Genomic DNA, 23,886 nt, shown 5'->3' with positions numbered 1-23,886 from the left:
CGGCGGAGGCAATTCATGTCAACGTCGGCCAGGAGTTGCTCATGAGTCAACCCGTGCGCTCTGTCGCCCGGCAGGTGTCCATCTCGGGCGCTACCGCCGTGGCTATCGTGCTGCTCATCGTCAGCCTGATCGTGGGCGCCATGCTGCGCCGCGCCTCGGACGAGCAGGTACACACCTGGGTGGGCGACAAAGCCGCCTCGCTGGTCGACGCCATGGAGGCCATGGACGACGTGGCCGCCAAACAGACGCAGCGCAGCTTCGGGTCGTTCCGCCAGGAGTTCGGCCCGAGCTTTACGCTTGACGAGTCCACCGGAGACCTGCGCGACTGGGGCCCGAAACTCAACGGCAACTTCACCCAGGTCGACAAGTTCGCCGCGGCGAGCGGCGGCGTGGCGACGGTATTCGCCGCCAAGGGCGCTGACTTTGAGCGCATCACCACGTCGCTGAAGAACGAAAAGGGCGAGCGCGCGATGGGCACGATGCTCGACCGGCAGAGCAAGGCCTATGCGGCCATCACGGCCGGCAAGCCCTACACGGGCCGCGCGGTGCTCTTCGGGCGCGCCTACATGACGCACTACGAGCCCATCAAGAACGACGCCGGCAAGCTGGTCGGCATCCTGTTCATCGGCTACGACCTCGGTGCGTTCGAGGCGGCCATGGACCGCATGGCGCTCAGCGCCCGCTTCTTCGAGCATGGCGGCACCTACATCGTCAACATGCCCAAGGACCCCGCCAAGGCGACGCTGGCCAGCCACCCCAGCGCCAAGGGCAAGCTGCTGGCGGAGGTTGCGCCGGGTCTGGCGCAGAGGCTCGCAGAGCAGAAGGAAAGCGCGGTCATCCTCGACGACGCTCCCGATGTGCTGGGCAACGGCCGCAGCGACAACTTCGCGGTGGCGCGCAGGAGTGACAAGACCGGCTATTGGGTCGTCTCCCAGGTCGCACGCAGCGAAGCCCGGGCGGCAGGACGCGCCACGCTCTGGTTCTTCTGGGGTGCACTGGCCTTGACCGCTTTCGGTCTGGGGCTGGGTCTGTTGTGGCTGATGCGTCGCTGGGTGGCGCAGCCGCTGGCGTTGTTGCAACGGGCCGTCGGCGCCATCGCTGACGGCGACCTGAGCCAACCGGTCTCCACGACACGCAACGACGAAATCGGCGTGCTGATCCAGGACGCCGAGCGCATGCGCCAGCAACTCGCCAACACCATCGGCACCGTGCGTCATTCCGTCGACAGCATCGGCACGGCCAGCACCGAAATCGCCAGTGGCAACCTCGACCTGAGTCAGCGCACCGAGCAAACGGCAAGCAACCTGCAGAACGCTGCATCGTCGATGAACCAGCTCACGGGCACGGTCCGCCAGACGGCCGAGTCCGCACGCACGGCCAACCAGTTGGTGCAATCAGCCGCATCGGCCGCCACACGGGGCGGCGACGTGGTGAGCCAGGTCGTGACGACCATGGACGAGATCAACACGGCCAGCAAGCGCATCGCGGACATCATCAGCACCATCGACGGCATCGCCTTCCAGACCAACATCCTCGCGCTGAATGCTGCGGTCGAGGCGGCCCGCGCGGGCGAGCAAGGCCGTGGATTCGCCGTGGTCGCCGGTGAGGTGCGCCTGTTGGCCGGCCGCAGCGCCGAGGCGGCCAAGGAGATCAAGACACTGATCGGCAACAGCGTCGAGCGGGTCGAGAACGGCAGCCGGTTGGTCGAGGCTGCGGGCAGCACCATGGGCGAAATCGTCGCCAGCGTGCAGCGGGTGCAGGACATCATTGGCGAAATCAGCTCCGCGGCCACCGAGCAAAGCGATGGCATTGCCACGGTCAACACCTCCGTCGTGCAGCTGGACCAGATGACGCAACAGAACGCCGCGCTCGTGGAAGAGTCGGCTGCTGCCGCCGAAAGCCTCAAGGAGCAGGCCCAGCGCCTGATCGAGGCCGTGTCGGTGTTCCGCGTGAGCGGGCATGAATCCCAGCCGATCACCGCGCGGCGCGCCCCGCCCGCGCCGGTCGTGCGCCCCCCTGCCCCTTCGCCCGCAGCAAGCCGCGCCGCCAAGTCACCGGCCGCCCGCCCCGCGCCAGCAAGGCCCGCCGCTGTGACGCAAGCGCGGCCTGCGCCACCAGCACCAGCGGCGCCAACAGCGCCCGCCGCCGACAACGGCGACTGGGAAACGTTCTGATCCCACCAACGACAAGGCCCGCCATGGGCGGGCCTTGTTTTTTGCAGCAGTGCCCGCCTGAGGGCGGGCTGCGCGTCAGACGCGCTCGGACACCCAGGCCGCCACGCTCTGCAGCGCCGCCGGCACGCCGGCCGGTTGCGTGCCACCGGCCATGGCCAGATCGGGCTTGCCGCCGCCCTTGCCACCCACCTGCTGGGCGACGAAGTTGACCAGCTCGCCGGCCTTGACCTTGCCGATGCTGTCAGCCGTCACGCCCGCTGCGATCTGCACCTTGTCGCCATCGACCGCCGCCAGCACGATGGCGGCCGTCTTGAGCTTGTCCTTGAGCTTGTCCATGGTCTCGCGCAGCGTCTTGGCGTCGGCGCCTTCGAGCTTGGCGGCCAGCACCTTCAGGCCGTTGACGTCCACCGCCTGAGCCAGCAGTTCGTCGCCCTGGGCGGAGGCCAGCTTGCTCTTGGCGGCGGTCAGCTCCTTCTCCAGCTGGCGCACCTGCTCCAGCACCGCATGCAGGCGCGAACCCAGCTCGTGCGGCGTGGTCTTGAGCGTCATGGCGGCGCCCTGCACCGTGGTCTCGAGCATCTGCAGATAGGTCAGCGCGTTCTCGCCGGTGACGGCCTCGACGCGGCGAATGCCGGCGGCCACGCCCGACTCGGCCACGATCTTGAACAAGCCGATGTCACCGGTCGCCTTCACGTGCGTGCCGCCACAGAGCTCCTTGGACGAGCCGATGGAGAGCACGCGCACGGTCTCGCCGTACTTCTCGCCGAACAGCATCATCGCGCCCGACTTCTGCGCGTCCTCCAGCGCCATGACCTGCGCGGTGGCACCGGCGTTGGCCAGGATCTCGGCATTCACCAGCGCCTCGACCTCGCGGATCTCCTCGGCCGTCATCGGCGCGTTGTGGGCGAAGTCGAAGCGGGTGCGCTCGGCGTTGACCAGCGAGCCCTTCTGCTGCACGTGCGCGCCCAGCACCTCGCGCAGGGCCTTGTGCATCAGATGGGTGGCGCTGTGGTTGCGCACGGTCTTGGCGCGGCGCTCGGCGTCGACCTTGGCGGTGAAGGTGTCGCCCACCTTGACCGTGCCTTCGACGACCTGGCCGTGGTGGCCGAACACGTCGGCCTGGATCTTCAGCGTGTCGGCCACCACCACACGGGTCGTGCCGTTGCGCAGTTCGCCCGCATCGCCCACCTGGCCGCCGCTTTCGGCGTAGAACGGGGTGTGGTCGAGCACGATGACGGCGTCGTCACCGGCCTGGGCCTCGTTCACCTGGGCGCCATCGATGTAGATGGCCGTGACCTTGCTCGTCTCGCAGACCAGGTGCTCATAGCCGTGGAAGGTGGTGGCTGCGCCGCTGTAGGCCAGGCCTTGCGCCATCTTGAACTTGCCGGCAGCGCGGGCGCGGTTCTTCTGCTCTTCCAGCAGTTCGTGGAAGCGGGCCTCGTCCACCGTCACGCCGCGCTCGCGGCAGACGTCGGCGGTCAGGTCGACCGGGAAGCCATAGGTGTCGTGCAGCTTGAAGGCGGTGTCGCCGTCCACGTTGCCGCCCTGGGCCAGCGCGCCTTCCAGGATTTCCATGCCGGTGGCGATGGTCTGGAAGAAGCGCTCCTCCTCCTGCTTCAGCACGTCGGTCACGCGCTTCTCGGCCTGGCGCAGCTCGGGGTAGGCGTCGCCCATCTCCGCGGCCAGCGCATGCACCAGCTTGTGGAAGAAGGGCGTACGCGCGCCGAGCTTGTAGCCGTGGCGGATGGCGCGGCGCGCAATGCGGCGCAGCACGTAGCCGCGGCCGGCGTTGCCGGGAATGACGCCGTCCACCACCGTGAACGAGCAGGCACGGATGTGGTCGGCAATGACCTTCAGCGACGGGCTGATGGCATCGCAGTCACCGCCGCCGGCTTCGTCGACGGCCTTCTTGGCCGCGGCCAGCAGGTTCACGAAGGTGTCGATCTCGTAGTTGCTGTGCACATGTTGCAGCACGGCCGCCAGACGCTCCAGGCCCATGCCGGTGTCCACGCTGGGCTTGGGCAGCTTGTGCATCACGCCGTCTTCAGTCCGGTTGAACTGCATGAAGACGTTGTTCCAGATCTCGATGTAGCGGTCGCCGTCCTGCTCGGCCGACCCCGGGGGGCCGCCGGCCACATCGGGGCCGTGGTCGTAAAAGATCTCGGTGCAGGGGCCGCAGGGGCCCGTATCGCCCATCATCCAGAAGTTGTCGGACATGTAGCGCGCGCCCTTGTTGTCGCCGATGCGCACGATGCGCTCGGCGGGCACGCCCACGGTCTTGTTCCAGATCTCGTAGGCCTCGTCGTCTTCCTCGTAGACGGTGACCCAGAGCTTCTCCGCCGGCAGCTTGAAGTGGACGGTCAACAGCTCCCAGGCGTAGGAGATGGCGTCGTGCTTGAAGTAGTCGCCGAAGCTGAAGTTGCCCAGCATCTCGAAGAAGGTGTGATGGCGCGCGGTGTAGCCGACGTTGTCCAGGTCGTTGTGCTTGCCGCCAGCGCGAATGCACTTCTGGCTGGTGGTGGCGCGCGTGTAGGCACGCTTGTCGAAGCCCAGGAACACGTCCTTGAACTGGTTCATGCCCGCGTTGGTGAACAGCAGCGTCGGGTCGTCACCAGGCACCACGGGGCTGGAGGCGACGATCTGGTGGCCTTTCGACTCGAAGAACTTCAGAAAGGTCTGGCGGATCTCGGCGGCTTTCATTCAGCGGCTTCCTGTGGAAATGGGCGGTGACAAAGAGGGCTGATTGTAGAGAGGGGGCCTCGCCTGCCGCGGTTAGAGTGGTCGCCAAATCGACTGGAGAAGCCCCGATGGACGCGAATTCCCCTCTGGACGCACTGGAGAACCCTGGCCTGCTGCGCACGCAAGCCTTGATCAATGGCGAATGGGTAAGCGCTACCGACACCTTTGCCGTGACCGACCCGGCCACCGGCCGCGAGCTGGCGCAGGTGCCCAACCTGGGCCGCGCCGAGGTCGAGACGGCCATTGCCGCCGCGGCCAACGCGCTGGCCGCGTGGCGCGCCAAGCCCGCCCGGGAGCGCGCCGCGGTGCTGGTGCGCTGGCAGCAGCTGCTGGTCAAGCACGCCGACGACCTGGCCCGGCTGATGACGGCCGAGCAGGGCAAGCCGCTGGCCGAAGCGCGTGGGGAGGTGGTCTACGGCGCCAGCTTCCTGGATTGGTTCGCCGAAGAAGCCAAGCGCGTCTACGGCGAGACCATCCCGACCACCGACCCCACCAAGCGCTACCTTGTCATCAAGCAGGCCGTGGGCGTCTGCGCGGCCATCACCCCGTGGAACTTCCCGCTGGCGATGATCACGCGCAAGGTCGCACCGGCGCTGGCCGCGGGCTGCACCGTCATCATCAAGCCCGCCGAGGCCACACCGCTGACTGCGCTGGCCGCCGCCGAGCTGGCGCAGCGCGCCGGCATGCCGGCCGGCGTGCTGAACGTGCTGACGGCGGACGCGCAGCAGTCCATTGAGGTGGGCAAGCTGCTGTGCGAGAGCGACGTGGTGCGCCACCTGTCGTTCACCGGCAGCACCGAGGTGGGCCGCATCCTGATGGCGCAGTGCGCGCCGACCATCAAGAAGCTCAGCCTGGAGCTGGGCGGCAACGCACCCTTCATCGTGTTCGACGACGCCGACCTCGACTCGGCCGTGGAAGGCGCCATCGCCAGCAAGTACCGCAATGCCGGCCAGACCTGCGTCTGCGCCAACCGCCTCTATGTGCAGGCCGGCGTGTACGACAGCTTCCTGGAGAAGTTAGCCGCGCGCGTGGCCCAGCTCAAGACCGGCAACGGCTTCGAAGCCGGCGTCCATGTCGGGCCGCTCATCGACGAGGCCGCGCTGCAGAAGGTCGAGACGCACGTGGCCGACGCCATCGCACTGGGTGCCAAGGTGCTGGCCGGCGGCAAGCGGGTCGAGTCGGCAAGTGGCAGCTTCTTCGAGCCCACGCTGCTGGCCGACGCGACGCCGCAGATGCTGTGCTCGCGCGAGGAGACCTTCGGCCCGGTCGCGCCGGTGTTCAAGTTCCAGACCGAGGCGGACGCCCTCGCGCTGGCCAACGCCACCGAGTTCGGCCTCGCCAGCTACTTCTACAGCCGCGACATCGGCCGCATCTTCCGCGTCAGCGAGGCGCTGGAGTACGGCATGGTGGGCGTGAACACCGGGCTGATCTCGACGGCCGAGGTGCCGTTCGGCGGCGTGAAGCAATCGGGCCTGGGCCGCGAGGGCGCGCGCCAGGGGCTGGAAGACTATGTCGAGGTGAAGTACATCTGCCTGGGTGACCTGCACCGCTGACACACAGGCAAGAAAAAACCGCGCGGAAGCTTTTGGCTGCACGCGCGGTTGCCGACGCGACTGACCGGGCGGGGTGCGCCCGGCAGCCTTGGTGCTTACGGCTTACTCGAAGTCGACGCTGAAAGTCAGCGAGGTCAGGCGCGGAGCCAGCAGGTAGTAGAACGCCGTGTTCGCCGACTGAGTGCCGGTGCCGATCAGCGGCGTCGCCACGGTGTTGGACACGATGGACGACACGCCAGCGCGGGCCTGCGTGTTGCCCAGGTTGGAGACGTTCAGGCGCAGCTTCGGGTTCTTCAGCATGCCCCAGTTCGAGAACTTGTAGCCTGCGTCGAGGTCAAACACCGAGTGGCCCGGCATCGCCTGCTGGTTCATCAGGTCGGCGTACTGAGACGCGGTGTACTTGCCCTTCAGGCGCAGGTAAACCGGGCCCTGTTCATACTGCACCGACATCGAGCCCATCAGTTCCGGCGTCTTCGCGAACTGCTTGCCCGCGGTCGGCAGCGCGCCCGTCGCGGTCAATTGCAGGTTCTGCTTCATACGGCTCTTTTGCAGCGTCACCGAGCCATAGGCCGAGAAGCCGCTGTACACACCGCTGCCCACTTCCAGTTCCATGCCGCGGTTCTTCACGCCACCGGCGTTCAGATACGTGCTGAGCTTGGACTCCTCGTCGACCACTTGAACCTGACGGTCCTTGAAGTCGGAGTTGAAGAACGTCGCCGTGAACGACAGGTCACGCGACTGGTAACGGTAGCCCGCGTCGAGCATCACCGTCGTTTCCGAGTCGATTTCCTTGATCGGCTGAACGGCGCCGCCGTTGATGGACGCGACGTAAACGCCGCTGGAGCTCACCATGTAGGCGTAGTTCGGCGGCGCACGGAAGTTCTTCGACACGTTGGCGAAGACATGTGCGCGGCTGCCGACCTTGAAGCGCGCGCCCAGTTGCGGCAGCACTTCGCGGAACGTGCGCTTGATGTTGAAGTCCTTGTCATACACGCGAGCACCGGCGACGTAGCTGCCCGGCGAGCCGGTGTACGTGGGATAGCCCGTCTCGTTGGCGAGGTTGGTCACGTCGCGGACGACGGTCGGCAGCTTCAGACCGAAGTTGATGAACGCCCGGTCATCAAACAGGCTGATCTGGTCATTCACATACAGCTGATAGACCGTGCTGATCGTCTTGGTGTTGCGAGCCGAGTAGCAGTCGCCGGTCGCACGCTTGATGCAGTTCTCCTGCAGCCAGATGTCGGTCGGCACGCCATCGGCGCCGATCTTCACGGCCGGCTGGGTCTGGCGGTGATCAGCGCGCTCGTACCACAGGCCCACCTTCAGGAAGTGGTTGCCATACGTCGTGTTGACCTCGGCGGTGACGCCCGGACGCATCGTCTTGGTGACGCTGGCACGGCCCACGGCCACGCGGTCGAGCGTGTCGCCGTCGCCATTGATGTCCACCGCGCCGCCGATCGGCATCGTGCCTTCCTGCAGCAGCGTCTGCGACCAGCCGCCATTGCCGAAGCCGTACCACATGTAGGGCTGGACCTTCAGATACGTGTCGTTGGCCAGCTTGAAGGAGCCAGACACCGAGGCGATGACGTTCTTGAACGGATTCAGCGACATGCCGTAGTAGATCGGCGACTGCGCCACATCCGTCTGGGCGCCGGGGCCCGGCGTCTTCAACGGCGTGAAGGTGGGCGACGTGAAGTCGTAGAAGTAGCCCTGGGCCGGGTTGTTGAGCTGCGCCAGGCTGACGTTCGAGATGTTGTTGTTGACCATCCGGTTGTACAGGATGGAACCCAGGATCTTGTTGTCCTCGTTCAGGTCCAGCGAGAAGCCGGCGTCAATGTGGTCCTTGCGGGCGGAGCCCAGGCCCTTCCACTTGTCCACCTCGGCGTGGGAGTAGCTCAGGAACACCTTGGCCTTGTTGTCCAGGAAGCGGCCCGAGTCCAGACGGACGAAGGTGCGCTTCAGGTTCAGGCCGCCAACGGTCTGCGTGAAGCGGGCGCGACGCTTGTCAGTCGGGTCGCAGGTGATCATGCTGACCGCGCCGCCGGTGGCGCCGCTGTTGGGCGACTCCAGCTCCGGGGAACCCTGGGCCACCGAAGCGGTGCAGACGTTCTCCTTGTCGATCATTTCCTGGGCGTAGAAGGCATAGCCGCCCGAATCGTTGACCGGCACGCCGTTCACGGTGAAGCCGATCTGGTCGGAGGCGAAACCGCGGATGGCCACGTCACCGCCGAACAGGCCGGTGGCGTCGTAGTTGTAGGTGCTCACGCCAGGCAGCAGCGCAATGCTCTGCAGCACGTTGCCCGTGCCCAGTTCCTTTTCCATCGCGGCCTGCGTGACGGTGCTGCGGCCCTTGACGGAGTCATCCTGCAGCATCATGCCGGTGCCGAGCTTGGCGCTCGAGCCCACCACCGTGATCGTGCCCAGACGAACCGAGTCTTCCTTGGCGCGCGGGGCAGCTTCTTCCTTCGCTGCTTCCTGCGCATACACGGTGCCGGTGGCCAGCAAGGACACGGCCAGCGCCGTGGCCGTCTTGCAGAAAAGTCCGCTCTTCATTCCTATCACTCCTGATGTGCGCGGCACGCCGCGCGGGGCTTTACAGATTCGGTGGGCGATCCGGTCCATGCAACCGTCTTGCGCCAGACTCAGAATTGTCATGACTTTCTGTGACAGAACTTTACGGGTAAGTCAGAAGTGGGCCTTTTTAGAGCTCCCACTCCGCTGAAGAGCACCAGCCCAGTGCGCCGGCCGGCCGGCGCGGGCCGCCGCAACGACGCTGCTTCCGCGCCGATTTCCCGGGGAAGCGGCCACCAAGCTGCAGCTTCTGAGCACCACATTGGGCGCCCAAGCCCCCAAAGGTAGCGCCCGCAAGCAGCCGCACGAACTGTCGTGAAACCGCGACAAACAACAGCAACAGTCGCACTCCTAAGATCGCCGCCTTCCTCTGAACCTGGCTCCCACCCATGCAACTCCGCCTCAGCGCCGTCGTCATCGCCGGCCTCCTGCTCGCCGGCTGCGCCGCCCAACCGCCCGCACGCACGACCGAGCTGACGCTGCTGTCCATCAACGACTTCCACGGCAACATCCAGCCCGCCAAGCCCACGCCACTGATGCCCCGGCTGCCCGACCCCGCCACGGGCGAGGTCAAGGCCCAGCCGGCCGGCGGTGTGGCCCACCTGGCCACGGCGATGGCGCAACTCAAGGCCAAGAACCCCGACGCGGTCATCGTCGCTGGCGGCGACCTGATCGGCGCGTCGCCGCAGATCTCCAACCTGCTGCGCGACGAGCCCACGCTCGCCGCACTGGGACAGCTGGGCATCAGCGCCAGCGCCCTGGGCAACCACGAGCTGGACGCCGGCCTGCCCGAGCTGCTGCGCCAGGCGCGCGGCGAGTGCGCGCCCGCCGGCTGCCTGTGGCCGGGCTACAAGGGCCCGGGCTTCCCCTTCCTGGGCGCCAACGTGCTGGACGCCGCCACGGGCAAGCCGCTGCTGCCCACCCACGTCATGCGCCAGGCCGGCACGCTCAAGGTCGCCATTGCCGGCGTCGCCACCAAGGACACGCCACAGGTCATCGTCGCCAAGGCCATCCAGGGTCTGCGCTTCGCCGACGAGGCGGACACGCTGAACGCGCTGGTGCCCCAGCTCAAGGCCGAAGGGGCGCAGGTGCTGGTCGCCGTGATGCATGAGGGTGGCGTGCAGGGTCGCGATGGCGCAGCCAACGACCCGACCTACGCCTGCCCCACGCTGACCGGCCGTGTGCACGACATCGCCAAGCGCCTGGACCCGGCCTACGCCATCATCATCGGCGGCCACACCCACCAGGCCTACACCTGCAAGATCAACGGCCGGCTCGTCGTGCAGGCCGGCAGCTACGGTGGCTGGATCACCGAAAGCAAGCTCACGCTCGACGCCAGCGGCCACGTGCTGGCCGCCAGCGCCGTGAACCACCCGGTGCTGCAGTCCGTCTACGCACCCAACCCGGCCCTGGCCGACCTCGTCGCCCGCGCCGCAGCGCTCACCGAGGCTGCTCGCATGAAGCCCGTGGCGACCCTGTCGCGTGGCGCCGTGCGCAGCAGCAAGCCGCCGCATGGCGACACCCCGCTGGGCAACCTCATCGCCGACAGCCAGCTGGCCTTCGCCCGCAAGCACGGCCCGGCCGACATCGCCTTCATGAACCCGGGCGGCATCCGCGCCGACCTGGTGGTCGAGCCCGGCAAGCCCACGACCATGAGCGACCTGCTGGCCATCCAGCCCTTTGGCAACGAGATCGTCGTGCTGACCATGACCGGCCAACAGCTGTGGGACGTGCTGCAGCGCCAGCTTCCCAAGGGCGACGCCGCCCCACGCCTGCTGCAGCCGTCCTGGACGCTGCGCTACCGCTGGCGCACCGGCCCCGACGGCGTGGCGCAGCTGGGCGACATCCTCATCGACGGCCAACCGCTGGAGCGCACCCGCGAGTACCGCATCGTCGTCAACAACTTCCTGGCCGAAGGCGGTGATGCACAGGCCGGCTTCCGGCATGGCCGCGACCGGGCCGTGCTGGGCACCGACATCGACGCACTCGTCGCCCTGCTGTCCAGCCAGCCGCAGGCCGTGGACCGCATCGAACCCGGGCGCATCGTGCGCGAGTAAGCCCGCAGCGCCAAGCCGCGGCGTGGCCTAGGGGAAACACGTCGCCTCTTGCAGCGACGCCCGCCAAGACACCCGCGGCCGCCACCCCTAGACTCAGGCGACCGGCACCATTGGCCGGGGCCAGCGGTTCGGGGGAGCGATGGCGGCATGGGACATGCAAGCACGCGCAGGTGCCGGCCGCCGGCACGCGCCAGCGTCCGCGCACGCCGCGCCGCCGCCGGATGTCGTCCTGGCTCATCTCCCCTGCGCGCTGGCGGTGCTTGACAGCCAAGCGCGCCTGCTGACCCACAACGCCGCGTTCCAGCAGCTGTTCAGCCTGCCGCCGCTGGCGCCGGGCGCCCCGCCGCCCCACCTGGACGATCTCGTCAACACGCTGCACGCGCGTGGCGATTTCGGCCACGGCGAACCTGCGCGCAGCTGCGCAGCCGCGCTGCGCGCGCTGGGCCGCGAGGCCGGGCCTGGCCGTCTGGAGATCCCTTGCGCCGGCGCCCGCCTTGTCGAGGTCCGCACCGCACCACTGCCGGACGGCGGCCTGGTGATGACTTGCGCCGACCTGAGTGCACAGGCACAGGCCCGCTTGGCTGCGGAGCAGGCCTCGCAGGCCAAGACGCGCGTGCTGGCCCACATGAGCCACGAGATCCGCACGCCCATCAGCGCCGTGCTGGGCATGCTGCGGCTGCTGCAGAAGACGCCACTGGATGCCCGCCAGCGGGACTATGCGGTCAAGAGCGAAGGGGCAGCGCGCGGCCTGCTGGGCCTGCTCAACGACGTGCTGGACTTCTCCAAGATCGAGGCCGGCCACCTGACGCTGGACCCGCACCCCACGCGGCTCGACGAACTGCTGCACGACCTCTCCGTCATCCTGGCCGCCCATGTGGACCGGCGCGACATCGAGGTGCTGTTCGACCTCGACCCCGCGCTGCCGCCAGTGATCCATGCCGACGCACTGCGCCTGCAGCAGGTGCTGGTCAACCTCGCGGGCAACGCCATCAAGTTCACGACGGCCGGCGAGGTCGTGCTGACCGTGCGCTGCGAGCAGCGGCAGACTGGCCACGCCACGCTGCACTTCAGCGTGCGCGACACCGGCATCGGCATCGCCCCAGAGCAGCAGCAGCGCGTCTTCGACGGCTACACGCAGGCCGAGGCTTCCACGGCGCGCCGCTTCGGCGGCACCGGGCTGGGCCTGGCCATCAGCCGCCGCCTCGTGCAGCTGATGGGCGGCGACATCCACCTGCACAGCCAGCCGGGCATCGGCAGCCGGTTCAGCTTCTCGCTGGCCTTCGCGCTGCCCGACGACGCGCCCCAGCCCGCGGCCGGCACACCGCTGCAGGCCCTGGTCATCGACGACCACGCCGAGGCGCGCCGCACCATCGGCGCGCTGGCCCGCTCGCTGGGCTGGCAGGTCAGGCTGGCCGACAGCGGCGCACAGGCGCTGGCGCTGGCCGCCCAGGCCGCGCCCGATGTGGTGCTGCTGGACTGGGTCATGCCGGGCATGGACGGCTGGCAGGCCACCATGCAGCTGCGCCACCAGCTCGGGCGCGGGCCGTTGATCCTGATGGTCACCAGCCATGACCGCGAGCGCCTGGCCCGGCGCAGCGCGGCCGAGCAGGCGCTGCTGGACGGCTTCCTCGTCAAGCCCATCACCGCGGCCATGCTGAGCCAGGCCGTCGACGCCGCCCGCCTGGCGCGCAGCGCACCGGGCGCTCCCCCCGAGCCCGCGCCCCAGCGGCTTGCGGGCCTGCGGCTGCTGGTGGTGGAGGACAACCCTGCCGGCCAGCAGGTCTCGCGCGAGCTGCTGACCCTGGAAGGCGCCCACGTCACGCTGGCTGGCGACGGCCAGCAGGCACTGACGCTGCTGGCACGCAGCCGCGGCCGGCCGGCGTTCGACGCCGTGCTGATGGATGTGCAGATGCCCGTGATGGACGGCACCACGGCCACGCGGCTCATCCGCCGCCAGCTCGGCCTGGCGCTGCCCGTGATCGCCATGACCGCCAGCGCGCTGGCGAGCGAGCGCCAGGCCTGCCTGGACGCCGGCATGGACGAGCACATCGTCAAGCCCTTCGACCCCGACACCGTCGTCGCCGTGCTGCGCCGGCGCTGCGGCGACCTCGCGCCGGCCCCCACCTCGGCCCCGACAGCGCCCTCACCACCCGCGTCGGCGACACCCGCCCTGCCCCCGGACCTGCTCGACGACGCCGCCCGATCGGGCATCGCGCTAGCGGAAGCGCTGGCGCGCATGTCGGGCCGTGTCGAACTTTTCGAGCGCACGCTGGCCGCCCTGCACGATCAGGATCGCCAGCTCAGCACGGCCTTGGCCACCGGCGGCACCGTGGCGACGCGCAGCTTGCACGGCTACCGCGGCTTGGCCGCCATGCTCGGCGCCCAACGGCTGGCCGCGCTCGCCGCCGAGGGCGAACACGCGCAGCCCCTGAGCAAGGACTGGCACGCCCGCTTCCAGGCCTGCCGCCAGACCGACATCGCCGCACTGGACCGCCTCGCTGCACGGCTTCAGCCGCCTGAGCCCGCAAGCATCGCCCAAGCGGGCGATGCCAGCGCGCTGACGCCGCGGCTGGCCGCCCTGGCCGAGCTGCTGGCCGGCTCCGACCTGGCCGCTCTTGACGCCCACCAGGCCCTGCGCACCGACCTGCCATCGTCGGCACGCCCGGCCCTGGACGCCGCGATGGCCGCCCTGGACTTCAACACCGCCCTGGCGCTGTGCCACGACCTCATGACCCTGCCGGAGCCCCACCCATGATGCAGCTCTCGCTGCCCCAGCTCAGCCCGCTGCCGGCGGGCCCGACCACGCCCGGGCGGCGCCCGCGCTTGCTCATCGTTGACGACCAGCCTGTCAACATCCAGACACTGCACCGCGTCTTCGCCGCCGACTGTCAGGTACTCATGGCCACGGGTGGCGCCCAGGCGCTCAAGCTCTGCCGGGAGCGCCAGCCCGACCTCGTGCTGCTGGATGTGCAGATGCCCGGCATGGACGGCCACCAGCTGTGCGCCGAGCTCAAGGCCGATCCGCTGCTGCGCACCATCCCGGTCGTCTTCGTCACGGCGCAGGACCACCCGGACGACGAAACCCGCGGCCTGGACGCCGGTGCGGCCGACTTCATCACCAAGCCTTTCAACCCCGCCGTCGTGCGCGCCCGGGTGCGCACGCAGCTCACGCTCAAGGCCCAGGCCGACCTGCTGCGCGAACTGGCCTTCATCGACGGCCTCACCGGCATGCACAACCGGCGTCACTTCGACGAGCGCTTTGCCGCCGAAGCCGGCCGCGCCCAGCGCGCGCGCGCAACCCTGGCCGTGGCGCTGGTGGATGTGGACCACTTCAAGCGCTACAACGACGCGCTGGGCCACCTGGCCGGCGACGACTGCCTGCGCCGCATCGCCACCGCACTGCGCGCCTGCCTTCGGCGCCCCACCGACCTGCTGGCCCGCTACGGCGGCGAGGAGTTCGTCTGCCTGCTGCCCGATACCGACCTGCCCGGCGCCATCGGCGTGGCGCAGTTGCTGGAAGCCACCGTGCGCGGGCTGGCGCTGCCGCACCCGGGCCAAGCGGGCTGCGTGACCGTCAGCGTCGGCGTGGCGGCCGGCACCAAGACGGCCGACCTGCTGGACAACGCCGACAAGGCGCTCTACCTCGCCAAGGCCGCCGGCCGTGGGCGCGTCAGCTGGCTGGGCGGTTGAGACCGGTGCACGCGGCGCCACCCCAAACGACAACGCCCCCTGACCTCACGGCCAGGGGGCGTCTGCATGTGGAGCGGGTGATGGGAATCGAACCCACGTATCGAGCTTGGGAAGCTAGCGTTCTACCATTGAACTACACCCGCAGCGACGCGGATTATGGCGCGTCTTTGGGGCTGCCGCGCTGACGAAACGCAGGGGCCTGTCGCAACGCTACAGTCAGCCGCATGATGTCTGCCGCCGCCTCTGCTCCGCGTTCGCCCGCCGTTGTCCTGCTTGCCTGGCGACAGTTGCTGAGGGACTGGCGGGCTGGCGAACTGCGGCTGCTGATGCTGGCCGTGACGCTGGCCGTCGCGGCGCTGTGTGCCGTGGCCTTTCTGTCAGATCGGCTGGACCAGGGCCTGCGCCGCGATGCCGCCCAGCTGATCGGCGGCGATGCCGTCGTTGCCAGCGACCAGCCCACGCCGCCGGCCATCGTCGAGCTGGCCCAGGCCCTGAAGCTGACCGCCGTGCGCAGCGCCGTCTTCCCGAGCATGGCGCGCGCCGAGGACGCCCAGGGCGGCGAGAGCCGGCTGGCGTCGGTCAAGGCGGTCAGCGATGGCTACCCGCTGCGCGGCCGGCTGCAACTGCGCGAGGCTCTGCCCGGCCGCAGCGGCGCGCCTGCCGCGGGGGAGGTCTGGGTCGACCCCGCGCTGGCCGATGCGCTCAATCTCAAGCTTGGCGACATGCTGCTGCTGGGCGAGAGCCGGCTGCGACTCGCCGCGCTGATCGAGACCGAGCCGGACCGGGGCGGCGGCTTCATCAACTTCGCGCCGCGCGTGCTGCTCAACGAGGTGGACCTGGCGGCCACGCAGCTGGTGCAGCCGGCCAGCCGCCTGACCTACCGCCTCGCGGTCGTGCCCGGCCCCGGCGCGCCTGCGGATGCCATCAAGCGCTTCACGCGCGACGCCGAGCAATTGCTGGAGCAGCAGAAGCTGCGCGGCGTGCGGCTGGAGTCGATGGAAGCCGGGCGCCCCGAGATGCGCCAGACGCTGGATCGCGCAGGGCGCTTCCTGCGGCTGGTGGCCATGCTGTCGGCGCTGTTGGCCGCCGTGGCCGTGGCGCTGGCCGCACGCGACTTCGCGGTGCGCCACCTGGACGCCTGCGCAATGCTGCGCGTGCTGGGCCAGCCGCAGCGCCGCATTGCCTGGGCCTACGGGCTGGAGTTCCTGATGGCCGGCCTGGCCGCCAGCGCGGTGGGCGTGCTGCTCGGGCTGGCCTTGCACCAGGTGTTCGTGTCGCTGTTGTCGGGCTTGATCGACGTGGCCCTGCCGGCGCCCAGCCTGTGGCCGGCGCTGCTGGGGCTGGGGCTGGGGTTGTCGCTGCTGATGGGCTTCGGGCTGCCGCCCGTGCTGCAGCTGGCGGCGGTGCCACCGCTGCGGGTGATCCGGCGTGACCTGGGGGCGCCCAAGGCGGGCTCGCTGCTGGTGCTGGGCGCTGGCGTGGCTGGCCTGGCGGGCATCCTGCTCGTGCTGGCGGGCGACCTGGCGCTGGGCGCCATCGCGGCGGGTGGCTTCGCCGGCGCGGTGCTGGTGTTCGCGGCGCTGGCCTGGCTGGCGGTCAAGATGCTGCGGCGCATCGTGCCAGCCAACGTCAGCAACGCCACCGTGCCGCGCTGGCTGCTGCTGGCCACGCGCCAGGTGGCCGCACGGCCCGGCTTCGCGGTGATGCAGGTGTCATCGCTGGCCGTGGGCCTGCTCGCGCTGGCGCTGCTGGTGTTGTTGCGCACCGAACTCATCGACAGCTGGCGTGCGGCAACCCCGGCCTCGGTGCCGGACCGCTTCGTCATCAACATCCAGCCCGATCAGGCCGAGGCCTTCCAGCGCACGCTGGCCAATGCAGGCGTCACCGGCTACGACTGGTATCCGATGTTCCGCGGCCGGCTCACGGGGCTCAAAGGCGAGCCCGTGCAGGCCAAGCGCTTCAGCGATGACCGGGCACAGCGCCTGGCCGAGCGCGAGTTCAACCTCAGCCACGCGGCGGCCATGCCCGAGCACAACACCCTGGTGCAGGGCCGCTGGGGCAGCGCTGCCCCGGGCGAGATGGGCCTGAGCGTGGAGGCCGGCCTGGCCGACACGCTGGGCGTGAAGCTGGGCGACACGATGAGCTTCGACATCGCCGGGCAGACGGTGCAGGGCCGCATCACCAGCCTGCGCAAGGTGGATTGGTCGTCGATGCGCGTGAACTTCTTCGTGCTGTTCGAGCAGGCCTCGCTGCCTGACCTGCCCACCACGCAGATCGCCGCCTACCGCACGCCGGCCGCCGGCAAGCTAGACCGCGAGCTGGCACGACAGTTCCCCAACCTGACGGTCATCGACGTGTCGGCGCAGATCCAGCAGGTGCAGCGCGTGCTCGATCAAGTGATCCAGGCCGTGCAATTCCTGTTCGGCTTCACGCTGGCCTCGGGCCTGGTGGTGCTGATCGCCGCGGTCAGCAGCACGCGCGAGGCACGCGCCCGCGAGTTCGGGCTGATGCGGGCGCTGGGCGCTGCATCGTCGCTGCTCGCCAAGGTGCAGCGGGCCGAGCTGCTGGGTGTCGGCGCACTGGCCGGCTTCCTGGCTGGCGCGGTGGCGCTGCTGCTGACGGGGCTGATGGTGCACTTCGTGTTCGAGTTCCCGTGGCAGATCAATGCCTGGGTGCCCGCAGCCAGCGCGGCGAGCGGTGCCCTGCTGGCGTGGGGCGCGGGTTGGTGGAGCCTGCGCGGCGTGCTGCAGCGCCCCGTGGTGCAAACGCTGCGCGAGGCCCAGGCCGAATGAGCGTGCCAGTCCGCAGCCTCGGCCGGTATGTGGCCCTGTCTGCGGGCATCACGCTCGTCTATTACCTGCTGGGCCGGCTGGGCCTGCTGATGGTGCTGCCGCCCTACCAGGTGGCGCCGCTGTACCCGGCCGCCGGCTGGGGCCTGGCCATGCTGCTGGTGCTGGGGCTGCGCTATCTGCCAGCCGTGGCGCTGGGCTCGTTTGTCGTGCAGGCCACGACCATGGGCGGCGCGGGCGAGACCGTGCTGCCGCTGGCCGCCGGCATCGCCTGCGGCGCCGCGGCCCAGGCCGCGCTCGGCGCCCTGCTGATGCATCGCTGGTGCGGTCGCCCGCTGGTGCTGGCATCGCCGCGCGAGATCGTGGCCTACCTGGCGGCCGCCGCCGTAGCCGGCGTCGTCAGCCCCAGTTGCGCCACCCTGCTGCTGAGCAGCACCGGGGTGATCGCCTCGGCGCAGATGGGCCTGGTGTGGACGACCTGGTGGACGGGCGACCTGATGGGCGTGCTGATCGCAACACCCATCACGCTGGCGCTGCTGGGCCGGCCGCACGCGGCCTGGGGCGCACGGCGCTTCAGCGTGGGCCTGCCGCTGCTGCTGACCACGGTGGTCGTCGGGCTCGGCGTGGCGACGACGGTGGCCTGGGACGAGCAGAGCCAGCGCACCGAGTTCGCGCGCGAGGCCAACGCCGCCGCGCAGACGCTGGACAGCCGACTGCGCGAGCCGCTGCTGGCACTGCAGGGCCTGCATGCGGTGCTGAAAGTGCAGCCGCACCTGACGCGGGACGCCTTTGCGAACGCCACCAGCGGCCTGCTCGGCGAAGACAGTGCGCTGATCGCCCTGGGCCTGGCGCGGCGCGTGCCGCGGGCGGAGCTGCCCGCTTTCAATGCAGCGGCGGCGGGTGACGGCTTCCCCGGTGGCTACGCGGTGCGCGACCGCAGCCGCGCTGGCGACGTCAGCACGACGCTGGACGAGGACGTGGTGGCCATCCGGCTGATCGAGCCGCTGTCACGCAACGCCGGTGCGCTGGGCGTCAACATCCGTGGCATCCCGAGCGCACGGGAAGCCATCGCGCAGGCTGATCAGTTGGGGCGTTCCGTGGCGTCGGCGGGTTTCCAGCTGTCGCAGGACCGGGATGGCGGCGTGGGTGTGGTGGTCTACCAGCCCCTGCCGGGCGGCTATGCCTTCGCCACGCTGCGGCCTGACCTGCTGCTTTCCCGCTTGTCTGCCGACTGGCCCACGCACATGGGCGCCTGCCTCGTGGACCTGACGGCGGACGCGCCCCACCGCCGCTTGGGGGGCCGGCTGGGCTGCGAAGCCATCCAGCGCGCGCACGACGCGCCGCTGCCGCTGGTCACCGTGCCCATCTCGTTTGGCGGGCGGCACTGGGAGGCACGCTTCTACGACCTCCCCGGCCACCTGTCGCCGCCCGGGCGCAGCTGGGCGTTTGCACTGGCCGGCCTGCTGACGACTGCCATGGTCGGCGCCTTGTTGCTGCTGATGTCGGGACGCACCCGCCATGTCGAGACGCTCATCAAAGAGCGCACGGCCGAACTGCAGCGCGAGATCGCCAGCCGGGCCGAGGGCGAACAGGCCCTGCGCCTGAGCGAGCAGCGCTTTCGCAGCATCTTCGAGACGGCGCCGGTGGGTATCGTCTTCACCGACCTCAACGGTGGCTTCCAGGAGGTCAACGCGCACTTCTGCCAGTTGGTAGGGCATGCCGCAGAAGCACTGGTGGGGCAGCGCAGCATCGATGTGACCCACCTCGATGACCGCCGCGAGGATGTTCGCCTGGCTCGCCGCCTGATGCGCGGCGAACTGCCTTTCTACCGTCGACTGAAGCGCTACCTGAGGCCGGACGGCAGCGTGGTGCACGCCCGCGTGCTCGTCAGCCTGCTGCGCGGCGACGACGGCCGGCCACACCGGTTGGTGGGCGTGGTCGAGGACATCACCGACCAGTTGCGCATCGAGGAACTGGGCCGCGCCCGCGAAGCTGCGGAGGCTGCCAATCTGGCCAAGAACGAGTTCCTGTCGCGCATGAGCCATGAGCTGCGCACGCCCATGAACGCCATCCTGGGCTTCACCCAGTTGATGCAGATGGATGCGCGCGAACCCTTGCCGCCGGGGCAGCGTGCCCGCGCCCAGCAGATCGCGCAGGCCGGCTGGCACCTGTTGGAGATGATCAACGACACGCTGGACCTGTCGCGCATCGAGACGGGTTCCCTGCGGCTGGACCTGGTGCCGGTGGATCTGCCCGCGCTGCTCACCCGCGCGCTGGCCCTGGTGCAACAGAACGCGGCCGAGATGGGCCTGTCCATCAACCAGCACCTGGCTGCGGGTGATCTGCGCGCCGTCGGGGACCCGACACGCATCACCCAGGTGCTGACCAACCTGCTCAGCAACGCCGTCAAATACAACCGCCCGGGCGGCAGCATCGCCATCGAGGTCAGCAGCCCGCAACCGGGCTGGGTAGAGGCCGCCGTGCGCGACACCGGGCTGGGCCTGACCGATGCACAGCGCGCCGCGCTCTTCCAACCGTTCAACCGGCTGGGTCGCGAAGGCAGCGGCCTGCCCGGCACCGGCATCGGCCTGGTCATCAGCCAACGGCTCGCCGAGATGATGGGCGGCAGCCTGCGTGCCGAGGCCGTCGACGGACCCGGCGCCTGCTTCGTGCTGCGACTGCCCGCGGCCACCGCGACGTCGGCCGACACGGCTGACACAGGCCTCCAGGAGCCCAGCCTGCCCACGGCCGCCAAGCACCGACGCGTGCTCTACGTCGAGGACAACCCGCTGAACGCCGAGGTCATGCGCGGCATCCTGGCGCAGCGCCCCGGGCTGGAACTCGAAGTCGCCCCGACGCTGGAGGCCGGCTGGCAGGCCCTGATCGAACGGCCGCCCGCACTGCTGCTGCTGGACTGGCAGTTGCCTGACGGCGACGGCTTGAGCCTGCTCAAGCGACTGCAACAACCCGGCATGCCCGCCCCAGAGACCATCGTCGTGTCAGCGAACGCGCAGCCGGACCAGATCGCCCTCGCCCGGCAGGCCGGCGCGCGTCACTACGTCACCAAGCCGTTGGATGTGCGTGAACTGCTGGCCCTGGTTGATGCCTTGTTGCAGCAGGCAGACCGCCAGGAGCGGGCAGAATGAGGCGTCAATATTCACACTCCGCCCTGTTCCGATGAGCTCCACCGACCTCGTTCCCGCCACCACCGGCGCCCAGGCCGTGCAGACCGTGACCCGCACCGACGCCGCCCAGTTCCTGACCTTCCGCATCGGCGGCGAGGAATACGGCCTGGACATCCTGCGCGTGCAGGAGATCCGCTCCTATGAGGCGCCCACACGCGTGGCCAACGCACCGTCCTTCGTCAAGGGCGTCGTCAACCTGCGCGGCGTCATCGTGCCCATCCTGGATCTGCGCATCCGGCTGGGCCAGCCCAGCGAGTACAACGCCTTCACCGTCGTGGTCGTGCTGAACGTGGCCAGCCGCGTGGTGGGCATCGTGGTGGACTCGGTGTCCGACGTGCTGGAACTCGGCGTCGACGAGATCAAGCCACGGCCCGAAGTGCCCGCCGCCATGGACGCGCGCTTCATCACCGGCCTGGGCAAGATCGGCGAGCGCATGCTCATCCTGCTGGACATCGAGGCCATGATCAAAAGCCCGGATTTCGGCCTGGTCGACTGATCCAAGTCAGTGCCCGCCCACTGTTTCAGTGGCGCCAACACTGCATTCCAACCAGGGCAGCAGCAAGCTTAGCACTCGCGGCGATGGAGTGCTAATATTCCTCCACCGCTGCAGTTCACGCGGCGGTTAGCCAGGAATCAAGACGATGTCTGCTGCTTCTGCCATTGCCGTCCGCGACCCCTGGGCCCTGGTGCCCTCGCTGGGCAATCTCGACGCCTACATCTCTGCCGTCAACCGCCTGCCGCTGCTGACGACCGAGGAAGAGTCCTCCGCCGCGCGCAGCCTGCGCGACAAGGGCGACCTGGAGGCTGCCGGCCGGCTGGTGCTGTCGCACCTGCGCCTGGTGGTGTCCATCTCCCGCCAGTACGTGGGTTACGGCCTGCCCCAGGGCGACCTGATCCAGGAAGGCAACGTGGGCCTGATGAAGGCCGTCAAGCGCTTCGACCCCGACCAGGGCGTGCGCCTGGTGAGCTACGCGATGCACTGGATCAAGGCCGAGATCCATGAGTACATCCTGAAGAACTGGCGCATGGTCAAGGTCGCGACGACCAAGGCCCAGCGCAAGCTGTTCTTCAACCTGCGCTCCATGAAGCACCAGCTCAAGGCGGGTCAGGCGGACGACGCCACGCACCGCGCCACGCTGACGGAGGCCGAGGTCGCCCATGTGGCCCGCGAGCTGAACGTCAAGCGAGAGGAAGTGCTGGAGATGGAGACCCGCCTGTCCGGCGGCGACGTGGCGCTGGAGCCGCAGACCGACGACGACGGCGAGAGCTTCGCCCCCATCGCCTACCTGGCCGACGACAGCCAGGAGCCCACGCGCGTCATCGAGGCCCGTTCGCGCGACAGCCTGGCCGGCGACGGCATCCAGCGCGCGCTGGAGGTGCTGGATCCGCGCAGCCGCCGCATCGTCGAGGAGCGCTGGCTGAAGGTGAACGACGACACTTCCGGCGGCATGACGCTGCACGAACTGGCGGCCGAATACGGCGTGTCGGCCGAACGCATCCGCCAGATCGAGGTGGCCGCGATGAAGAAGATGAAGAAGGCGTTGACCGAAGCGGCGTGACGCCCGCGCCCGGACAAGCAAAAGGCCCCTTGACGGGGCCTTTTTTCATGGCTGGCGTGTCATTTCTGCCCGGCCTCCGCCAGGAGCAGCTTGATGTCATGCGCCAGCGGCTCGGCACCGGCGCCGTAGCGCACGTAGACGCGTACGCGGCCTTCGGTGTCGAAGACGAAGCTGGCGGCCGTGTGGTCGACCATGTAGCTCTCCGGCGTCTTGCCGGGCACCTTGGCGTAGAAGGCCTTGAACTCCTTGACGGCGGCCTTGGTCTGCTCCTCGCTGCCACGCAGCGCGACGAAGCTGGGGTCGAAGGCGGTGATGTAGGCCTTCAGCAGTTGGGTGGTGTCTCGGTCCGGGTCGACGGTGACGAAGACGCCCTGCACCTTGTCGCCGTCCGCACCCAGCGAGCGCTTGACCTCGGCCACCTCGGCCATCGTCGTCGGACAGACATCGGGGCATTGCGTGTAGCCAAAGAACACGACGACGACCTTGCCTTTGAAGTCCGCCAGCGAACGGGCGCGGCCGTCCTGGTCGGTCAGGTTGAGCTGGCGGGCGTACTCGGCGCCCGTGAGGTCGATGCCCTTGAAGCCGGGCTTGGCCGGCTCGGACTTCTGGCAGCCCGCAAGGGCCAGCGCGCTCAGCGCGGCGAGAACGATACGGCGGGTGTTCATGGCAGGTAGTGATCGATCAACAAGGCCGCGAACAGCAGCGACAGGTGCCAGATGGAGAACCAGAAGGTCCGCCGTGCCAGCAGCTCCGAATACCCACGCCACAGCCGGAAGCCATAGGCGCAAAAGCCCAGGCCCAGCGCGATGGCACTGAGCAGGTAGAACCAGCCGCTCATGCCCGTCAGGAAGGGCAGCAGCGTGGCCGCGAACAGGACCCAGGTGTAGAGCAGGATCTGCAGCCGCGTGTAGTCATTGCCATGCGTGACGGGCAGCATGGGCAAGCCGGCACGGGCATAGTCTTCAGCGCGGTACAGCGCCAGCGCCCAGAAGTGCGGCGGCGTCCACAGGAAGATGATGAGGCACAGCAACCAGGCTTCGAAGCCCACCTCGCCGCGCATGGCCGCCCAGCCCAGCACCGGCGGCATGGCGCCCGAGGCGCCGCCGATGACGATGTTCTGCGGCGTCATCGGCTTCAGGATGACGGTGTAGACCACCGCATAGCCCACGAAGGTGGCAAACGTCAGCCACATCGTCAGCACGTTCACGTACAGCCCCAACAACGCCATGCCGGCCGCGCACAGCAGGGCCGAGAACATCAGCGTTTGCGGGCGGCTCAGCTCGCCCTTGGCCGTGGCACGCCAGGCGGTGCGCTTCATGCGCGCGTCGATGCCGTCCTCGATCAGACAGTTGAACGCGGCCGCCGCCCCGGCCACCAGCCAGATGCCGGCGATCGCCGCGAGCATGGTGACGGCCTGTGCGCGATCGGGCAGACCCGGCACGGCAAGCGCCATGCCGATGGCGGCGCAGAAGACGATGAGCTGGACAACGCGCGGTTTGGTCAGCTGGTAGAACTGCCGCCAGCGCGGGGTGCGCGCGGACAAGCCGGCGGTGGACGTGAGAGCCATGA

13 protein-coding genes and 1 tRNA gene are annotated in these 23,886 nt (G+C 69.1%); 9 read left to right on the top strand and 5 right to left on the bottom strand.

Annotation, left to right across the window (positions count from 1 at the left end):
• Window positions 1-41 precede the first annotated feature (41 nt).
• Complete coding sequence (locus NYO99_RS01330) at window positions 42-2,174, top strand: methyl-accepting chemotaxis protein (RefSeq protein WP_268165300.1); 2,133 nt, start codon at window positions 42-44, stop codon at window positions 2,172-2,174.
• A 75-nt stretch (window positions 2,175-2,249) separates the two neighbouring features.
• Here NYO99_RS01330 and alaS read toward each other — a convergent pair whose 3' ends face one another.
• On the bottom strand, window positions 2,250-4,874 hold the full coding sequence (alaS, locus tag NYO99_RS01325; RefSeq protein WP_268165299.1) for an alanine--tRNA ligase: 2,625 nt from the start codon (window positions 4,872-4,874) through the stop codon (window positions 2,250-2,252).
• 107 nt (window positions 4,875-4,981) lie between these two features.
• Here alaS and NYO99_RS01320 point away from each other — a divergent pair, with 107 nt between their 5' ends.
• Complete coding sequence (locus NYO99_RS01320; RefSeq protein ID WP_268165298.1) at window positions 4,982-6,466, top strand: NAD-dependent succinate-semialdehyde dehydrogenase; 1,485 nt, start codon at window positions 4,982-4,984, stop codon at window positions 6,464-6,466.
• A 102-nt stretch (window positions 6,467-6,568) separates the two neighbouring features.
• Here NYO99_RS01320 and NYO99_RS01315 read toward each other — a convergent pair whose 3' ends face one another.
• Complete coding sequence (locus NYO99_RS01315; RefSeq protein WP_268165296.1) at window positions 6,569-9,019, bottom strand: TonB-dependent receptor; 2,451 nt, start codon at window positions 9,017-9,019, stop codon at window positions 6,569-6,571.
• A gap of 407 nt (window positions 9,020-9,426) precedes the next feature.
• Here NYO99_RS01315 and NYO99_RS01310 point away from each other — a divergent pair, with 407 nt between their 5' ends.
• From NYO99_RS01310 to NYO99_RS01300, 3 genes are all read left to right on the top strand, one after another.
• Window positions 9,427-11,094 carry a bifunctional metallophosphatase/5'-nucleotidase gene (locus tag NYO99_RS01310; RefSeq protein ID WP_268165295.1) on the top strand — a complete coding sequence of 556 codons (1,668 nt, stop codon included), beginning with the start codon at window positions 9,427-9,429 and terminating at the stop codon, window positions 11,092-11,094.
• Between the two features lie 139 nt (window positions 11,095-11,233).
• Complete coding sequence (locus NYO99_RS01305) at window positions 11,234-13,849, top strand: response regulator (protein WP_326494814.1); 2,616 nt, start codon at window positions 11,234-11,236, stop codon at window positions 13,847-13,849.
• Window positions 13,846-14,784 carry a diguanylate cyclase gene (locus NYO99_RS01300; RefSeq protein WP_326494813.1) on the top strand — a complete coding sequence of 313 codons (939 nt, stop codon included), beginning with the start codon at window positions 13,846-13,848 and terminating at the stop codon, window positions 14,782-14,784. The genes NYO99_RS01305 and NYO99_RS01300 overlap by 4 nt, the downstream gene beginning before the upstream one ends.
• Before the next feature lie 69 nt (window positions 14,785-14,853).
• Here the strand turns inward: NYO99_RS01300 and NYO99_RS01295 are convergent.
• Window positions 14,854-14,927, bottom strand: a tRNA-Gly gene (locus NYO99_RS01295).
• 81 nt (window positions 14,928-15,008) lie between these two features.
• Between NYO99_RS01295 and NYO99_RS01290 the strand changes: the two genes are divergently transcribed.
• The 4 genes from NYO99_RS01290 to rpoH all read left to right on the top strand — a co-directional run bounded on the left by NYO99_RS01290 (window position 15,009) and on the right by rpoH (window position 22,317).
• On the top strand, window positions 15,009-17,576 hold the full coding sequence (locus NYO99_RS01290; RefSeq protein WP_268165293.1) for an ABC transporter permease: 2,568 nt from the start codon (window positions 15,009-15,011) through the stop codon (window positions 17,574-17,576).
• Window positions 17,573-20,719, top strand: coding sequence for a PAS domain S-box protein (locus NYO99_RS01285; protein ID WP_268165292.1), 3,147 nt, complete (start codon window positions 17,573-17,575; stop codon window positions 20,717-20,719). Before NYO99_RS01290 ends, NYO99_RS01285 begins: the two co-directional genes overlap by 4 nt.
• A gap of 31 nt (window positions 20,720-20,750) precedes the next feature.
• A complete protein-coding gene (locus NYO99_RS01280) occupies window positions 20,751-21,254 on the top strand; it encodes a chemotaxis protein CheW (protein ID WP_268165291.1) in 504 nt (167 codons plus the stop codon).
• Window positions 21,255-21,399: 145 nt separating this feature from the next.
• Complete coding sequence (gene rpoH / locus NYO99_RS01275) at window positions 21,400-22,317, top strand: RNA polymerase sigma factor RpoH (protein WP_268165290.1); 918 nt, start codon at window positions 21,400-21,402, stop codon at window positions 22,315-22,317.
• 59 nt (window positions 22,318-22,376) lie between these two features.
• On the opposite strand, the gene NYO99_RS01270 is transcribed toward rpoH, so the two are convergent.
• The gene (locus NYO99_RS01270) at window positions 22,377-22,982 is read right to left on the bottom strand and encodes an SCO family protein (protein ID WP_268165289.1); all 606 of its coding nucleotides are present in this window, start codon (window positions 22,980-22,982) and stop codon (window positions 22,377-22,379) included.
• The gene (cyoE, locus tag NYO99_RS01265; RefSeq protein WP_268165288.1) at window positions 22,979-23,884 is read right to left on the bottom strand and encodes a heme o synthase; all 906 of its coding nucleotides are present in this window, start codon (window positions 23,882-23,884) and stop codon (window positions 22,979-22,981) included. The genes NYO99_RS01270 and cyoE overlap by 4 nt, the downstream gene beginning before the upstream one ends.
• Window positions 23,885-23,886: the final 2 nt, after the last annotated feature.

The sequence above is a fragment of the Roseateles hydrophilus genome (assembly GCF_026712245.1).
GTDB lineage: Bacteria > Pseudomonadota > Gammaproteobacteria > Burkholderiales > Burkholderiaceae_C > Pelomonas > Pelomonas hydrophilus.
This window is presented reverse-complemented; position numbering and strand designations above follow the sequence as displayed.

Coding starts and splice junctions, on each gene's coding strand:
- NYO99_RS01290 (WP_268165293.1), top strand. CDS start 15,009: ATGATGTCTGCCGCCGCCTCTGCTCCGCGTTCGCCCGCCGTTGTCCTG.
- alaS (WP_268165299.1), bottom strand. CDS start 4,874: ATGAAAGCCGCCGAGATCCGCCAGACCTTTCTGAAGTTCTTCGAGTCG.
- NYO99_RS01285 (WP_268165292.1), top strand. CDS start 17,573: ATGAGCGTGCCAGTCCGCAGCCTCGGCCGGTATGTGGCCCTGTCTGCG.
- NYO99_RS01300 (WP_326494813.1), top strand. CDS start 13,846: ATGATGCAGCTCTCGCTGCCCCAGCTCAGCCCGCTGCCGGCGGGCCCG.
- NYO99_RS01270 (WP_268165289.1), bottom strand. CDS start 22,982: ATGAACACCCGCCGTATCGTTCTCGCCGCGCTGAGCGCGCTGGCCCTT.
- NYO99_RS01320 (WP_268165298.1), top strand. CDS start 4,982: ATGGACGCGAATTCCCCTCTGGACGCACTGGAGAACCCTGGCCTGCTG.
- cyoE (WP_268165288.1), bottom strand. CDS start 23,884: ATGGCTCTCACGTCCACCGCCGGCTTGTCCGCGCGCACCCCGCGCTGG.
- NYO99_RS01280 (WP_268165291.1), top strand. CDS start 20,751: ATGAGCTCCACCGACCTCGTTCCCGCCACCACCGGCGCCCAGGCCGTG.
- NYO99_RS01305 (WP_326494814.1), top strand. CDS start 11,234: ATGGCGGCATGGGACATGCAAGCACGCGCAGGTGCCGGCCGCCGGCAC.
- NYO99_RS01315 (WP_268165296.1), bottom strand. CDS start 9,019: ATGAAGAGCGGACTTTTCTGCAAGACGGCCACGGCGCTGGCCGTGTCC.
- NYO99_RS01330 (WP_268165300.1), top strand. CDS start 42: ATGAGTCAACCCGTGCGCTCTGTCGCCCGGCAGGTGTCCATCTCGGGC.
- rpoH (WP_268165290.1), top strand. CDS start 21,400: ATGTCTGCTGCTTCTGCCATTGCCGTCCGCGACCCCTGGGCCCTGGTG.
- NYO99_RS01310 (WP_268165295.1), top strand. CDS start 9,427: ATGCAACTCCGCCTCAGCGCCGTCGTCATCGCCGGCCTCCTGCTCGCC.